Origin of the sequence: Actinocorallia libanotica, assembly GCF_039525175.1 — a bacterium.
GTDB classification, from domain to species: domain Bacteria; phylum Actinomycetota; class Actinomycetes; order Streptosporangiales; family Streptosporangiaceae; genus Actinocorallia; species Actinocorallia libanotica.
Map to the genome: position 1 here is coordinate 11843 of NZ_BAAAHH010000047.1, position 15909 is coordinate 27751.

Annotated in this window: 12 protein-coding genes; 1 reads left to right on the plus strand and 11 read right to left on the minus strand. The window is 71.9% G+C overall.

What is annotated here, in order from left to right; translation table 11 throughout:
* Nucleotides 1-7: 7 nt before the first annotated feature.
* From ABD140_RS34930 to eccD, 6 genes are all read right to left on the minus strand, one after another.
* A complete protein-coding gene (locus ABD140_RS34930) occupies nucleotides 8-1282 on the minus strand; it encodes a WXG100 family type VII secretion target (RefSeq protein ID WP_344246346.1) in 1275 nt (424 codons plus the stop codon).
* 12 nt (nucleotides 1283-1294) lie between these two features.
* Nucleotides 1295-1636, minus strand: a complete 342-nt coding sequence (locus tag ABD140_RS34935; RefSeq protein WP_344246348.1) for a hypothetical protein — start codon at nucleotides 1634-1636, stop codon at nucleotides 1295-1297.
* Between the two features lie 144 nt (nucleotides 1637-1780).
* Nucleotides 1781-2077, minus strand: coding sequence for a WXG100 family type VII secretion target (locus tag ABD140_RS34940; RefSeq protein ID WP_344246350.1), 297 nt, complete (start codon nucleotides 2075-2077; stop codon nucleotides 1781-1783).
* A 10-nt stretch (nucleotides 2078-2087) separates the two neighbouring features.
* A complete protein-coding gene (locus ABD140_RS34945) occupies nucleotides 2088-2369 on the minus strand; it encodes a WXG100 family type VII secretion target (RefSeq protein WP_344246352.1) in 282 nt (93 codons plus the stop codon).
* Between the two features lie 212 nt (nucleotides 2370-2581).
* Nucleotides 2582-3967: a type VII secretion protein EccB gene (gene eccB / locus ABD140_RS34950; RefSeq protein ID WP_344246354.1), complete on the minus strand. Its 1386-nt coding sequence runs from the start codon at nucleotides 3965-3967 to the stop codon at nucleotides 2582-2584.
* A complete protein-coding gene (eccD, locus tag ABD140_RS34955) occupies nucleotides 3967-5334 on the minus strand; it encodes a type VII secretion integral membrane protein EccD (protein WP_344246356.1) in 1368 nt (455 codons plus the stop codon). The genes eccB and eccD overlap by 1 nt, the downstream gene beginning before the upstream one ends.
* Nucleotides 5335-5476: 142 nt before the next feature.
* On the opposite strand from eccD, the gene eccCa reads away from it, so the two are divergent.
* Nucleotides 5477-9337 (plus strand): type VII secretion protein EccCa, encoded by a 3861-nt coding sequence (gene eccCa / locus ABD140_RS34960; protein ID WP_425544186.1) that lies wholly within the window; start codon nucleotides 5477-5479, stop codon nucleotides 9335-9337.
* Here eccCa and ABD140_RS34965 read toward each other — a convergent pair.
* From ABD140_RS34965 to ABD140_RS34985, 5 genes are all read right to left on the minus strand, one after another.
* Complete coding sequence (locus ABD140_RS34965) at nucleotides 9322-10431, minus strand: S8 family serine peptidase (RefSeq protein WP_344246360.1); 1110 nt, start codon at nucleotides 10429-10431, stop codon at nucleotides 9322-9324. The two genes, eccCa and ABD140_RS34965, sit on opposite strands and share 16 nt — an antisense overlap.
* Before the next feature lie 89 nt (nucleotides 10432-10520).
* Complete coding sequence (locus ABD140_RS34970; protein ID WP_344246362.1) at nucleotides 10521-12584, minus strand: serine/threonine-protein kinase; 2064 nt, start codon at nucleotides 12582-12584, stop codon at nucleotides 10521-10523.
* Nucleotides 12581-14251 (minus strand): hypothetical protein, encoded by a 1671-nt coding sequence (locus tag ABD140_RS34975; RefSeq protein WP_344246364.1) that lies wholly within the window; start codon nucleotides 14249-14251, stop codon nucleotides 12581-12583. Before ABD140_RS34975 ends, ABD140_RS34970 begins: the two co-directional genes overlap by 4 nt.
* Nucleotides 14252-14419: 168 nt before the next feature.
* On the minus strand, nucleotides 14420-15472 hold the full coding sequence (locus ABD140_RS34980) for a hypothetical protein (protein ID WP_344246366.1): 1053 nt from the start codon (nucleotides 15470-15472) through the stop codon (nucleotides 14420-14422).
* Between the two features lie 106 nt (nucleotides 15473-15578).
* Nucleotides 15579-15887: a DUF1416 domain-containing protein gene (locus ABD140_RS34985; RefSeq protein ID WP_344246368.1), complete on the minus strand. Its 309-nt coding sequence runs from the start codon at nucleotides 15885-15887 to the stop codon at nucleotides 15579-15581.
* Between the last annotated feature and the right edge of the window lie 22 nt (nucleotides 15888-15909).

Below are 15909 nucleotides of genomic sequence, written 5' to 3' on the forward strand. Positions count from 1 at the left end.
GAACATGTCAGCCGATCACGGAAGGCGGGACGTCGGCATCGGTCCCCCAGACTTCCTCGTCCTCCGACAGCCAGGTGGTGCGGGTGTGCTCCTCGCCTTCACCCGGGCCGCTGCCGCCGCCCCGGGAACCGCCGAGCATGCCGCCGCGCATCCCCGCCTGCTGACCGGACCGGGAGGCCAGGGCGGACTGCCCCTGCGTACCGCCGATGACGCCGTTCGGGCCTTGGCTCAGCGCGGTACGCGGCATACCGCCGGGCGTGGTCCGGACGGGAACGCCCCTCGGACCGGCGGGGGTGCTCGGCGCGTGCCCGGGGGAAGGCGCCGGTGCCGTGAGCGGCCCGGGGCCCGAAGGAAGCGTCGTCGGGCCGTTCCCGGGCAGTCCGGGGGTCGGCCCTGTGGGCGTCAGGTTGAAGGCGTTCTGGTTCGGCCCCTGGTAGGGCAGGCTCGACGCCAGGTCGGTCCCGTTGCCCGGCAGCCCTGGACCGATGACGTTGCCCGGATTCATCGGGCCCAGTCCGCCCGGTCCGCCGGGGTTGGTCGGGCCCAGTCCGCCCGGTCCGGGGTTCACCGGATTCAGCCCGCCCGGAACCGTCGGTCCGCCGGGACCGGCCGGAACCGTCGGCGCTTCGGGACCGGTCGGTACGCCCGCGTACAGCCCCTCGTCATAGCCGCCGGGCGTCCAGAGGCCGCCTTCTTTGGGACCGGGGATCCCCGAAGGCGTGTAGCCGCCCGGGCTCGGGGGCACGCCCATGCCGTCGTCAGGCGGCGTCATGCCCTTGACCTCGGGGAAGACCACGGTGAGCTGGTTGGGAAGGCCGTTGTTGGCCTCGGCGACGCGGTCGTTCATCCGGTCGAGGAGCTGACGGGCGTTCTCGTCGTCGCCGTCGGTGCGGATGAACCCGTCGGTCATGTTCTGGGCGCTGTCCTTGTAGAAGGGCAGGATCGTGGTGCCCAGCCACTTGTAGGTCTCGCCCGCCGCCGCGACGTTGGTGCTGATGGTCGTGGTCGCGGTGTGCAGCTGGGAGAACGCCTGCAGGGACAGGTCGGCGTTGGGACCGCGCCAGATGGCGGCGAGCGCCTCGGCGTGCGCGACGAGGTTGTCGGCGTGCTCGACGAGGCGGGACGCCATCTTCACGTACAGGTCGCCGGTGCCCGTCACGCTCGCGATGTCCACGCCGCCGATGATGGACTTGACGCCCTCCATCTTGACGCTCCCCGGGGTCGGCGCGGGAGCGCCGGTCGGAGCCGCCTGGGGCAGGGCGATCTTGCTCTCGTCAGCCATGGCTGTCCCTTCCTACGAGTTGATCCTGCGGATGTACGCCGCGATCTCTTCCTCGGCGTTCTCGTAGTTCGTCCTGGTGTTCTGCAACCCGTTGATCATGCCCAAGTAGGCGAAGCGCAGCCGGACCATGGCCTCCAGCAGCGCGTCGTGCGTCGTGACCGACGACGTCTTGAGCTTCATGGCCACCTCGGAGATGCCGAGGTAGGCGCCGGCGACCGAGTTGGCCGACGAGAAGCTGCGGATGTCGGCCTCCAGCGCGGCGAGGTCGCGCTTCAGCTTGGCCGCGATGTCGTTGAGCCGGTCGCGCTCGACGTCGATGTCGCCGGTGGCGCGCGGCGCCGTCCATGTCGACATCGGGGCCTGGGAATTGTGTCGGCTCAGGTCGTTCTCGACGCCCGATCCGTTCGGGTGGTACTGATCGCCCAAAGTACTGCCCTCTGATGGCTAGTAGCGGCAGAACGCCGCCCTCCGCGAGGAGGGCGGCGCCTGTCTGGTCCGTCAGCCCCAGATACGCCGGTTGGCGTTCTCGGTGTCCTGGTAGTTCTGGTTGGCGTTGCCGATCGCCGCGCTCATCGCGTTGATGGTGTTGGCGACGTCCTGGCATGCCTTGTCCCAGACGCGCTTGGCCTCCCAGTAGGCCTGGACCGCGTCGCCCTCCCACTCGGAGAGGTTGGATTCGAGGTACTTCTCCAGGCTGTTCAGCCGGTTGTTCAGGTCGTTGTAGACCCGGCGGAAGTCGGCCTGGCCGTCGGCGAGTGCGCCGAAGTTGACCCTTGTGTAGTCCGTGGGAGCCACGTCAGTTCCCCTAGTTGTTGAGCAGCGCGTTCAGCCGCTGGATGTCCGCCTGCGTCTGGTCTTCGTTGGCCTCGTAGCGGATCCGGTTGTCCACGAGCTTCTCGTGGATCTTGTCCAGCTGCTCGAGGGTGGTCTTGAAGGCCTGGTCGAACTCGGTGAAGACCCTGTTGAAGGAGAGGGAGGCGTTGCCGACCCAGCCCTCCATCATCGCGCCCTTGCGGCCGTTCAGCCCGGTCTGCATGCCCCGGATGTCGTTCGCAGCGTCTTCGATCTGCGAGGCGGCCTGGGCCATTTTGGCCCTATCAGCACCCGAAGTGGGAGCCACCCGTCACCTCCATATATGCGACAGAATTTCCGATTCGCAAAGCGACGATCACGATACGCACCTCGGCCCATGCCTGCCACTTGACAGCAGAAAACCCCGGGGGTGCGTTACTCAACCGTTATCCCACTTGCCCCTTCTGTCGCGGTATAGAGCGGCCTATTCGTGTGTTAAGTGAATTTTCAAGGAATCTGGCGTACCGCCGCGCCGCTGTCCAGAGCCGGGCCCTGGGGCATGAGCTGCATCAGGTGGGACAGCACGGGACGGGTCTGGGCCTCGGTGTAGCCGAGCTTGGCGAGGTCCTGGACGGTGGGGATGGGGAACTTCCTGCCGTCCTCGGTGATGAGGACGTGCGCGGTGGGCGCCTCGTTCTGGGTGACCGCGGCCAGGATGCCGGTCCCGGGGCTCATGATGACCTGGTCCAGCAGGCCGGGCCGGGACCCGACGGCGGCCGGGTCGGCGATGGCGGGCAGCGACGCGCCGAGCGTCATGCCCGCCTCGGGCTTGCCGGGGTCGGCGTAGGCGGCGCACAGCGGCTGCGAGCCGTCGTAGGCCACGACGCGGGGCGGCTCGGCGGGCAGGCCCGTCTCGGCGAGCCGCGCGGTCTGCGCCTGGTTGGCCACGGCCCGGGAGATCGGGAGGATCGCCGGGGCGCCCGGGACGTTCTCCAGCAGCCAGGCCTCGGTCTTGGTCAGCGGGGCCAGCCCCTCGCGCAGCAGCACGAACCACTGCTGCGGCGAGACGCCGGACGCCTCGACCGTGTAGACCTGTCCGATCCTGGCCTTTCCGCCGCCCGCGGGGGCGGGGCGCCGGGTGCCGTAGCCGGGGACGGCGGGCGCCTTGAACTCCGGTCCGGGCACCAGGCCGTTCAGCCACACCGGGGGCACCTGCAGCGGCTTGTGGCCGCGGGGAAGCTGGTGGTCGCGGACGATCGGTTCGAGGAACGCCTTGTGCAGCTCCATCTTCGTCCCGTCCGCGATCAGCCAGTACCGGCCGTCCGCCGCGACGACGACGCCCGTCCCCTTCTCCATCGGGGTGCCGCCCAGGCTCCGCCCGACGGCCAGGGTCGCGGCCGGGACCTGCATCCCGTTGTGGGACACCGTGCTGACGCAGACCGTCCACGGGGCGCCGGCCAGCGACGACGGCAGCGCGTCCGGCGCGCCGGGGATGCCGATCAGCGGTCCGCGCTGGAACTTCGACAGGGACTTGGTGGCCACGGTGCGGACCTTCACCTGCCCGCCCTGCACGGCCAGCCGCGCCGAGGCGTAGTTCACCGCCGTGCAGAGCCTGTCCTTCTGCATCTGGCACATGACGTACTTGGTGCCGGTGCCCTTGGCGATGAGCACCGTCGCCTCATCCATGTTGCGGATCGAGCCGTCCTTGGTGATGAGTCCGGCGATGCCCCAGCCGGCGATGAGCAGGACGCCCACCATCAGTCCGCTGAAGAGGCCGATGCCGATGCGGCGCAGCGGCCGGTCGGCGTTGTCGGGTTCGCCGAGCAGGAGCGCCTGCCCGGCGCGCATGGTCATCAGGCGGTGCGCCTGGACGAGGTCCTTGCGGGTCAGCATCAGCCCACCGACGCGCCCATGCCGCGCACCTTGTCCAGCAGCCCGACCACGCCGAAGGCCAGCGGGATCAGGCTGACGATCAGCGTGAGGTCGAGGATGTCGAACATGCGCGCCCACACCGGGGACGGGCGGGCGCCGGGCAGCCACAACCCGATGCCGATGACCGCGGCGGCCACCGCGACCAGCGGGGCGAGGGCGGCGCCGGTGAAGACCGCCGGGTCGAGGCCGACGGTGAGGGTGAGCACCAGGAGGGCGAGGCCGGCCAGGCCCGGCACGATCAGCCACAGCCGCTGGCCGCGTCCGCCGAAGACCCGCGCGCGCAGCAGCAGGGCGAGCGCGACGACGCCCGCCATGGCCGGCGGTGACCAGCCGTCGCCGGACGCCAGCAGGACCATGGCCGCCGAGGCGGCCAGCCCGATCCCGGCGTTGACGCCGGTGACGATCCGGTCGGCGACGGCGGTGCGGTCCAGCACGGCCTGCCCGTCCACCATGAGGGTGTCCGAGCGCAGGTCCTCGGCGCTGGTGGGGACCGGCGGCAGCGTCACCCGCGACAGCCGGAAGGCCAGCGCGGGGGTGAGCGGGGTGAGCGCCAGGACGGGCGCGACGATGATCGCCGCGACGCCCGCCGCCTCCAGGTCGGGGAAGCCCAGGCCGATGCCGCCCGCCAGCGCGCCGATCAGCCCGGCGAGCGCGTATCCGGCGAAGACCGACAGGCCGTCGCTCACCGCGAAGCCCGCCAGGACGGCGGTCAGCAGCAGGACCGCGCCGCCCGCCAGCAGCTGGGCGGTGCCGAACCCGGCTCCGGGGGCGAGGAAGCCGGCGAGGAAGCCGTAGAGCAGCGCGAGGTGGCCCAGGACGGCGCCCGCTCCGGCGTCGCCCTTGGCCCGGGACGCCGCGGCGGCGCCGCCGAGCAGCAGCACGGTGACGGCGCCCGCCAGATAGGGCGCCCATGTGCCGCCCCGGGTGACGATCAGGTACGCGCCGAGGACGAGGATGAAGGCCCCGGCGCCCAGGCCCGTCGCCCTGGTCAGGGCGGGCCTCCACCGGTCGGGGCGCTCCCGGACGGCGGTCGCGATGACGTCGGGGACGTCGTCGAAGGCCGGTTCGGGCAGGGGTGCCATCTGCGGCCGCAGGTAGAGCACCTCGCCGTCCCTGACGCCCGCCTGCTGGGGCGAGGTTCCGAGGTCGAACGGCGCCTCGTCCAGCCGCTGCAGCACCCATCCGCCGTGCGCCAGTCCGGAATTGGCCAGGTCAGGGCCGGAATTGCGGATCAGTACCGGAAGCAGCGAGCCGAACGGGACGTCGGCCGGCAGGGACAGGTCGATACGGCGGGCAGGACCGGCGACGGTGATCCTGCACAGATCCACCGGGTTCCTCCAGTCGCTGGGGGGTTCATGAGATCACGGGTCTCTAGGATGACCGTTCATACCAAAGGTGGACGACGAGGGGAAAATTACAGCGATGAGCACGGAGCTGGTCCGTCGTGGCGAGCGTCGCAAACCACCTCAAATGCCTCGTGGTGAGATCCTGCTGGAATCGCCCCCGGAAATCCCCGAGCAGGTGTCGGAAGGCGGCCGCCAGGCGCTGATGTACCTGCCGATGATGGCCGGGTCCGGGGCGATGGTCCTCATGGTCGCCCAGCCCGGGGCCAACCCCCTCAGCCTGGTGGCCGGCGGCCTGTTCGCCGTCTCCATGCTGGGCATGATGGTCGGCCAGATGGGCCGCGGCAGCGGCGAGCGCAAGGTGAAGCTGAACGCCGAGCGCCGCGACTACCTGCGCTACCTCGGCCAGGTCAGGACCAAGGTGCGCACCGCCGCCAAGGAGCAGCGCGACGCGCTGGAATGGGGCAGCCCCGACCCCGCCTCGCTGCCCACCCTGGTGATGAGCGACCGGCTGTGGGAGCGCCGCCCCGCCGACGACGACTTCGTCAACGTGCGCATCGCCCGCGGCCCGCAGCGGCTCGCGCTGGAGCTCGTGCCGCCCGACAGCAAGCCCGTGGAGGACCTGGAGCCGATGACGGCCGGCGCGCTCGGCCGCTTCACCCGCACCCACTCCACCGTCCCCGACCTGCCCATCGCGGTCGCGCTGCGCTCCTTCGCCCGCGTCGTCCCCGCAGGCGACCCCCGCACCGCCCACGGCCTGGCCCGCGCGATGCTCCTGCACCTCGCCGCCTTCCACACCCCCGACGACGTGCGGATCTCCGTGTGCGCCTCCCCCGACCGGCTCGCCGCCTGGGACTGGGTGAAGTGGCTCCCGCACGCGCTGCACCCCACCGAGCTGGACGCCGCGGGCCCCGCACGGCTCATCACCGCCGGGCTGGGCGACCTGGAGAAGCTGCTGGAGATCCAGAACCGCCCCCGGTTCGGCCGCGGCCTGTCCCTGGAGGACCTGCCCTACCACGTGGTCGTCCTGGACGGCGGCCAGGTGCCCTACGACACCCAGCTCGCCGAGGGCATCGAGGGCGTCACCGTGCTGGACCTGAACGAGGTGCTCCCGCCGATCAGCGACGACCTGACGCTGCGGCTGCGGGCCGCACCGCGGCAGCTGGCCATGATCACCCGCGACCACACCGGCCGGGAGGCGGCGACCCGCATCGGCCTGCCCGACCAGGTGTCGGTCCCGCAGGCCGAGGCGCTCGCCCGGCAGCTCGCGCCGCTGCGCGCCAGCGCCGCCGAGGAGGCCGCCGAGGACGCGCTGGCCGGGGCGACGACGCTCACCCAGCTGTTCGGCATCACCGACCCCCGCCGCGTCGACCTCGCCTCCACCTGGCGGCCGCGCCCGCCGCGCAGCCGGCTGCGCGTGCCCGTCGGCGTGGACCCGTCGGGACGCCCCGTCGAACTCGACATCAAGGAGGCCGCGCAGGGCGGCTTCGGCCCGCACGGCCTGTGCATCGGCGCGACCGGCGCCGGCAAGTCGGAGTTCCTGCGCACCCTGGTGCTGGGCCTGGCGATGACGCACTCGTCGGAGGTCCTCAACTTCGTCCTCGTCGACTTCAAGGGCGGCGCGACCTTCCTGGGCATGGACGGGCTGCACCACGTGTCGGCCGTCATCACCAACCTCGAGGACGAGCTGCCCCTCGTCGACCGCATGTACGACGCGCTGCACGGCGAGATGGTCCGGCGGCAGGAGCTCCTGCGCGCCGCGGGCAACTACGCCTCGCTGCGCGACTACGAGAAGGCGCGCGAGCAGGGCGTCGACCTCAGGCCGCTGCCCACGCTCTTCCTCGTCCTCGACGAGTTCAGCGAGCTCCTGTCGGCCAAGCCCGAGTTCGCCGAGCTGTTCGTGATGATCGGACGGCTCGGCCGCTCGCTCGGCGTGCACCTGCTGCTGGCGTCGCAGCGCCTGGAGGAGGGCAAGCTGCGCGGCCTGGACACGCACCTGTCGTACCGGATCGGCCTGCGCACGTTCTCGGCGATGGAGTCGCGGGTCGTGCTGGGCGTCCCGGACGCCTACGAGCTGCCGCAGGCGCCCGGCCACGGCTATCTGAAGGTCGGCACCGAGCAGATGACGCGGTTCCGCGCCGCGTACGTCTCGGGTCCCGTCTCCGAGGAGGTCGCCGCGGCCTCCGGCATGCAGGACTCCTCCGGGCAGGCGCGCCGGATCGTCCCCTACACCGCGGCCCCCGCCCCCCTGGTCCAGCAGGAGCGGCAGGAGCCCGTCCAGCCGGAGCCCGAGCGCAAGGAGTCGCAGGAGACCCTGTTCGACGCCGTCGTCAAGCAGATGAACGGGCTCGGCCCCACCGCCCACCAGATCTGGCTGCCGCCGCTGGCCGAGCCCCCCACCCTGGACGGCATCGTCCCCCGCGACGGCAGGCGCCCCCTGCACACCGTCGTCGGCATCGTCGACCGGCCCTTCGACCAGCGCCGCGACCCGTTCTGGCTCGACCTCTCCGGCGCCGCCGGGCACGTCGGCGTCGCGGGTTCGCCGCGCAGCGGCAAGTCCACCGCGCTGCGCACGCTCATCTGCTCGCTGGCGCTCCAGCACACGCCCCGCGAGGTGCAGTTCTACTGCCTGGACTTCGGCGGCGGCTCCCTGGCGTCGCTGGCGGGGCTCCCCCACGTCGGCGGGATCGCCTCCCGGCTGGACGCCGACCGCGTGCGCCGCACCGTCGCCGAGGTCACCACGCTCCTGGACCAGCGGGAGCGGCGCTTCGCCGAGCTCGGCGTCGACTCCATGGACTCCTACCGCCGCAGGCGCGCCGCCGGGGAGTTCGCCGACGACCCGTTCGGCGACGTCTTCCTCGTCGTCGACGGCTGGCTGACCCTCCGCCAGGACTACGAGGCGCTGGAGGAGTCCATCACCGAGCTGGCGTCACGCGGGCTCGGCTACGGCATCCACGTCGTGGCCGCCACCCACAAGTGGTCGGAGTTCCGGATGTCCATCCGCGACCTCTTCGGCACCCGCCTGGAGCTGCGCCTGGGCGACCCGTACGAGTCCGAGGTGGACCGCAAGCTCGCCGCGAACGTCCCCGAGGACGCGCCCGGCCGCGGCCTGACCCGTGAGGGCCTGCACTTCCTGACCGCGCTCCCCCGCGTGGACGGCGTGCAGGACGCCGACGACCTCGCCGACGGCGTCTCCGGCCTCGTCGACCACCTCGCCGGCTCCTGGCAGGGCCCCGGCGCGCCGAAGGTGCGGCTGCTGCCGTCCCTGCTGTCGGTCGAGGAGCTGCCCAGGGACGGGGGGAAGAGGATCCCCATCGGGATCGACGAGGACTCGCTGCAGCCGGTCATGCTCGACTTCACCGCCGACCCGCACTTCCTGGCCTTCGGCGACACCGAATGCGGCAAGTCCAACCTGATGCGGCTCATCGTGGAGGGCATCACCGGCCGGTTCACCCCCGCGGAGGCGCGGCTGATCTTCCTGGACTACCGGCGCTCGATGCTGGAGGAGGCCGGAACCGAGCACCAGATCGGCTACGCCGCCTCCTCGACGGCGGCCGAGCCGCTGCTCAAGGGCATCCACGGGGCCCTGATCAACCGGCTTCCCCCCGCCGACCTCACCCCCGTCCAGCTCAAGGAGCGCTCCTGGTGGTCGGGCGCCGACCTGTTCGTCGTCATCGACGACTACGAGCTGGTCGCCACGTCCAACAACCCGCTGAGCCCGATCGTGGAACTGCTGCCGCAGGCCCGCGACATCGGCCTGCACATCATCCTCGCCCGCGCCGGAGGCGGCGCGGGCCGCGCCATGTACGACCCGGTCGTCCAGCGCATCCGCGAGATGAGCTCGCCCGGCCTGATCATGTCGGGCAGCAAGGACGAGGGCGCGCTGCTGGGCAACGTCCGCGCCGAGGCGCTGCCGCCCGGCCGGGGCAGGCTGGTGGACCGGCGCGCGGGCGTCCGGCTGGTCCAGACCGCCTACCGGGGCGGCTGACCGGCGGCCCAGCGGCGGCGGCGGCCGTGCGGCACCGTCAGTCCCGCGGCGAGCGCCACGGACGCCGCCCCCAGCGCCCCGCCCATGACGCCCAGCGCGATCTTCCCAGGACGATCGTCCTCCTCGGGGAGCCGGGGTATCGGCACGGCGCGCGGCTCCAGGCCCGCCTGCTCGACCGCCACCTGGGCGCTGACCGCCTGCAGCGGGTTGACGAGGCCGCTGCCGCTGCCGGGCCCCCTGTTGCCGTCAGCGGTCGCCTCGATCCGCCGGACGACCTCGGCGGCGGGCATCTTCGGATACGCCGCGCGCACCAGAGCCGCCGTCCCGGCGACGAACGGCGCCGCGAAACTGGTGCCCTCGTATCCGAACGACCATCCCGAGCCCGGCCACGTGCTGGTGATCCCGATCCCCGGGGCGACGACGGAGACCCGCGTCGCGACGTCCGAGAAGACCGTCACCTTGCCCGTGCTGTCCACCGCGCCCACCGAGAGCACCCCCGGATACTGCGCGGGATACGCGGGCACGGCCGTCCCGGTGTTCTTCGGGTCGACGTTCCCGGCCGCCGCCACGACCACCACGTCCTTCTTCTGCGCGTACTCGACGGCCTGCCGCAGCGCCTTGCTGTCCACCGCGGTCTGCGCCGACACGTTGATGACCCGCGCCTTCTGCCTGACGGCCCGCAAAATCCCCTGCGCGAGCAGCAGGTCAGAGTTGTCCCGCTCGTTCGCGGCCACCTTGACGGACAGGATCCGCGCCCCCGGAGCCACTCCCACGAACGGCACCTTCGCCATCTCCCGCGCCGCGATGACCCCCGCGACGCCCGTCCCGTGCGCCGCGCAGTCGGCCACTCCCGTCCCGGTCAGGTCGACCGCCCCCGCCCCCTGCCCCTTCAACTGCGGGTTCTTGAAGTCCACGCCGCTGTCCACCACGGCCACCACGACCCCCCGCCCGGTCGACAGCCGATGCGCCTCCTTCATGTTCAGCATCTGCTGCGCCCAGGGCTCCCCGCCCATGTCCGGCTTCCCCGGCTCCACCTCGCACCCCGGCGCAGCGGCGGCCGCGGGCGCGGGAGCAACCGCCAGGGCGGTGGCCACAACCGCTCCGAGGAGCCCCCGGGCCCCACCCCTCCAGTAACAGCGCTCCACCGTGCTCATCCGCGTCTCTCCCACCGGACGGTCCCACGTCAATCGAACTTGCCCAGCCGCTCGATGCGGACGGCCCGCCACACGCCGTCCATCTGCTTCATCGTCATGCGCCAGATGATCCCGTAGACCTGCTCGGCCTTGTACTCGGTGTGCTTGACCGTCCTGGTGCTCACCAGCAGCACCGGGTCGGCGGACTTCGGGATCGTCTGGAAGGCCGTGTCCAGCACGATGCCGTGGTAGCCGACGCCCTGGCTCACCTGGTTCTGCCACGCGGGCAGGTCGGACGTGAGCGCCTGCTCCGCCAGGCAGGACCGGACCGTGGTCTGGTGGAGCTCCTTGTTCTCGTGCTTGAGGTCGAGGTAGGTCGCGAGGCAGTCGGCCGATGCCTTCACGACCGCCTTGGCCGTCCCGTCCGGCCAGGGCGCGGCGCCGTCCTGGACGGGCTCCTGGTTCTCGTCGACGTTCGAGACGTCCTGGACGAGCCAGGTGCCGCCGTTCTGGACGAGGCGCACCCGTGCCTCGATCGACTCGGTGTCGCCGCCGAAGTCCGACGTCGTCCTGCGCGTTCCCGCCACCAGCGCCTCGATCCGGTCCGCCGCGGCCGAGATCACGCCCACCGAGGAGAGCTGGAGCTTTCCCGTCCACTTCTCGGCCTTGAGGTCCTTGCGGCTCTCGGCCGGCCAGTTCGACGCCGCCCACTGCTGGCGGAAGGACGGGTCGACGGGCAGGTTCTCGTCGTCGAAGGAGCCGGGCTCCTCGTGGCTGTAGCTGTAGAGCGCCTCCACTGTCGGCACCGCGTCGCTCAGCGTCTTGGCAGCCGCGTCCGGGACGGCGAGCAGACTCCCCTGCTCCGTGGTGCCCGGACTCACGACCTGCGGTTCCTCCTTCTGGAGCAGGTCCCGGCCGAAGTAACCGCCCACTCCGACGGCCAAGGCGACCGCGGCGACCGCCGAGACCGGGGCGATCCAGCGGTTGCGGCCGCGCTGCGGGGCCCCGGCGGGCGGCAGCGGCGCCGGCGGCGGGGTGTGGTGGGGCGGATGGACGCCCGGCTGCAGCGGAGCCGCCATCGAGGCGGAGGCGTACCCCTGCTGCGGGGACGGGGCGCTCGGGTTCGTGGCCATCCAGGTGGCCCCCGACGGCTGCCGTGCCGGGGCGTGGGGCGGCTGCGTCCGCGCGAGCGGAGGCGGCAGGGTCGACGCCTGGCCGGTGGAGGCGCGTGCCGAGGGCGGCAGGAAGTCCGGGGTCCACACCGAGCTGATCTGGGTCTGCGCCTCCTGCTCGGCCGCCGTGCCCAGCAGCCCGGTGAGGACCTGCTCGCCCGTGGGGCGGCGGGCCGGATCCGGGTCGAGCGCGGCCTCCACCAGCGGCAGCAGCGCGTGCGGGACGCCCGAGAGGTCGTGCGCGCCCTGCTGCGCCCGGACGGCCAACACCATCATGTTGCCTTCGCCGTAGGGGTGCCGTCCGGTCGCGGCGTACGCCACGAGGCTGCCCCAGGCGAAGATGTCGCAGGCGGTGGTGACCCTGCCCTCGAAGAGCTGCTCCGGGGCGATCCAGCCCGGGCTGCCGACGACCACGCCGGTCGCGGTGTGCTGGGACGCGGCGTCCGTCGCCCGGGCGATGCCGAAGTCGATGACCCGGGGGCCATCCTCGGCGAGCAGGACGTTGTGCGGTTTGAGGTCGCGGTGCACGAGCCGCGCGGTGTGGATGGCCAGCAGCGCCGTGGCGATGCCGATGACGAGACCGCGCAGCTGCGCGGCGGGGAACGCCCCGTGCTTCTCGACGTACTCCTTCAGCGACATGCCGGGCACGAACTCGGTGACCAGGAACGGCACGCCGTCCTGCTCCCCGTACGCCAGCACCGCCGCGGTGCAGAACGACGCGACGCGCCTGGCGTTCGCGACCTCGGTCTCGAACCGGGCGCGGTAGCCGGGGTCGGCCGCGAACTCCCGGCGGATCACCTTGATGGCGACCTGCCGGCCGTCCTGGCCCAGCCCCAGGTACACCACGCCCATGCCGCCCGCGCCGAGCCTGCCCAGCGTGCGGTACCCGCCCAGGGCGGGCGGGTCCTCGGGCAGCAGCGGCTCGATGTGCTGCGTGGTCACGGGCGCAGCAGGGACATGACGTCCTGGGTGACGGCCTTCGCCTCGGCGGTGGCGGTGTCGGCGGAAACCGGGGTCATCGGGTTGACGCCGTCGCCGCCGGAGAACTCGACGTAGGCGATCACGTTGCCCAGCCGCACCGTGAGGAGCGCCTTGCCCAGCGGGGTGGTGGTGACGGACGACTGCACGTACGCCTCGTCGCCCAGGGACAGCCCCTCCAGCGGGCCGTACTTGATGCCGATCGTGTCGGTCTTGTTCTCCTGCTCCTTCGCCCGCTCCTCGTCGCGGTCGAAGACCTGCTTGGCCTTGGCGACGCTGGTGCGGTACCAGAGCCGCACGTTGATCTTCCGCGTCGGCACGTCGGGCGAGTTGTCCGACGACCAGATGCACGTGGCCGTGCTCTGGTCCGAGCCCGAGGTGTAGCCCTGGTCGGCGATCCGCTGCATGCCCGCGGTGGGGATCAGCCGGGTGAGCGTCTCGGGCTTCACCAGCGCGCAGGGGTCGACCAGGCCCTTGAGCACGCCCTTGGACCACGACGGCTTCGCCGCCTGGACCGGGGCGTCCTCGGGGCCGCTCTGCGGCGGTGCCGCGGCGCCGGTGCACTGGTCGGTGCAGGCCTTGATGCCGGCGGCGACCTGCGTCGCCACCTCCTCCGCCCCCTGGCGCGCCGCGTCCTCCGGCAGCGGGACGTCCTTGCTGTCGTCCAGGAAGTTCTTCGTCGGGTGGTCGTAGCCGTGGTAGGTGACCGTGGCGACGTAGTTGCCGATGCGGAACTGCGTCTCGCCGTACTGGACGGTGCCCTTCGACCGGTGGGAGTGGGTGAACGCCTCCTCCCCGATCTGCGGGACCGTCACGGCTCCGTGCTCGTTGCCGATGCCGTCCGTCCCGTTCTCGTCCTCCTTGGCCGTGCCCAGGCCGTACTTCATGTCGTCGGCGGCCTCGGAGGGCGCGTCCTTGTACTCCGAGGAGGTGCGGAACCGCAGCAGCACCTTGAGCTCGCGCACGATCTGCTTGGCCGAGCCCTTCTGGTACTTGGTCTGCCAGTTGCAGGAGATGAAGGCGTTGTCCTCGCTGGCGCCGTCCTTGGACGCGCCCGAGTGGGACTCGGTGAACGGCACCAGCTTGGTGACGGTCGCCTTGTCGACCCAGCCGCACGGGCTGGCCACCTTGGTGTAGGGGCCGGTCGCCGCGGGCGAGGCCGGCGCCGTCGGGAGGTCCTTGATGCCGTCGGGCGCGGTGAGGGACGGCACCGGGGGCGGCTCGGCGATCGGGTCCTCCGAGCCGGAGGTGACGGCGAAGACCAGGCCGAGCAGCAGCACCACGCCGAGCGCGGCGCCGCCGATCATCAGCACCTTCTTGTTGGAGCCTCCGCCGGGCCGCTGCGGCGGGGGGAAACCGGGACCGCCGGGGCCACCGGGGAAACCGGGACCGCCCGGGCCGCCGGGAAAGCCGGGGCCGCCCGGAGCGCCGGGACCGAACTGGCCGGGGCCTCCGCCGAACTGGGGCGGGCCCTGGGGGGGCTGGCCGGGCGGGTACGGCTGCCACTGGGGGGGCTGGCCGGGCGGGGAGGGCTGTTCGGGGTGCTGCGGCCCACCGGGCTGCGGCCCGCCGGGACCCGGTCCCGGCGGCTGCTGTCCGAACTGCGGTGCGGAACCCGGTTCCTGGTTCATCCTTGCTCCCCGTCCAGCGGAAAAGACGCGGCCGACCCTACTGAACACAGCAAGGGTGGTCCAAAGCGACAAAGGGCCCAAAGATAACAGGAAGCGGCAAAACCCATGACGACCGGGTCAGAACGCGCAGGTCGGAAGCCGTACCGGGAAACCCGCCTCTTTCCGCGGTCAGCTCCAGATGAGGACCGCGGTGACCTCCGAGCCGATGTGGTGGGCGGCGGTGCTCGCGGCGTTCCCGGCGTCCTTCTTGGCCAGGTCGCTGCGGTAGGCCATGGAGAAGACGATCAGGTTGCTCTGCTCGTAGACGCGGCTCCAGGTGGAGACCCGCTTGTTCCCGATGGACTTCGCGCCGCTGCCCTTGTCCGGGTTGATGAGGTAGGGGTAGGAGCCGGACTTCTTCATCGCCGAGACGGCCGCGGCGTTCTTCAGCGGCATGACGATGACGGTGACGACCGCCTTCTTCTTGGCGTCGCTGTAGACCGCGCCCCGGAAGTCGCCGATGCACGGGTACTTGACGAGCACCTTCTTCAGGGGGCTCGGGGCGACCTTGCTGCACGAGCCCGAAGCCGCGCCGACCCGGCGGAACGTCGTCCCGAAGCTGGTCTTCATCGTCGCCTTCAGCACGTTGCCCGGCACCTTCTTGGCGGTGTCCACGGGGGTCGCGGAAGGGGAGGGCGTCGACGAGACCTCCGGGATCGGCGGCGCGGAGAACGTCGGCACGTCCAGGGTCGGCACCGTCGCCGAGACCGTCGGCATCGTGATCGTGCGCTTCTTCTCGGACTTGCCCGCCACCTTGAACACCGCGAAGGCGCCGGCGGCGACCACCAGGACGAGCACCGCCGCGACGAAGGGCAGCGGGTTCATGCCCTTGCGGGGCTGGTGCATCGCGCCGGGCTGCATCGGGTAGCCGGGCTGGCCGAACTGGCCCGGCTGGCCGAACTGCGGGGGCTGGCCGAACTGGCCGGGCGGCTGGAACGGCGGCGGCGTCCCCTGGCCCGCGGGCTGCCACCCGGGCGCCTCCCCCGGCCGGGGCGGGGCGAACGGCGGCGGGGTGCCCGCGCCGGGCTGCATCAGCGGCGTGCCCAGGTTGGTGTGGTCGGAGTACTCGGGCTGCTGTGGAGCCTGCTGCGCGAAGGGGTCGTAGTGGCCCGGCTGCTGGGGCGCCCCGTTCTGGGGGTCGGGTCCCTGCTGCGGCGAAGGCGGCGGCGTCCAGTTAGCCATAAACCGTGACTTTACCCTGCACCTCCCCCTCCTCCACCGAGAAGTAAGAACAAAACAAAAAGGACCCTGTGGGTTAAACCACAGGGTCCTTTCCGATGCAACGAGATCAGATGGCGACCTCGAGACCGGCGATCTCGCCGGTCTTGGCGGTCACCGCGCTGTCCACGCTGACCCCGCCGGGGGCCAGGACGCGGACGGTCCAGTCGCCGTCGGCGGCGAAGAAGCGGAAGACGCCCTCCTCGCTGGTGACGACCTCGGCGGTGAACTCACCGGAGGAGTCGAGGAGCCGGGCGTAGGCACCGGAGACCGGGTTCCCGTCACGCTGGACGGTGCCCTGGATGACGGCCTCGTTGTTGAGGTCGACGGTCGCCGGAAGGTGAGCGGTCTGAGCCGGGGCGGCGCATCCCTGGGACATGACTGTTCTCCCTTGAGTTGGT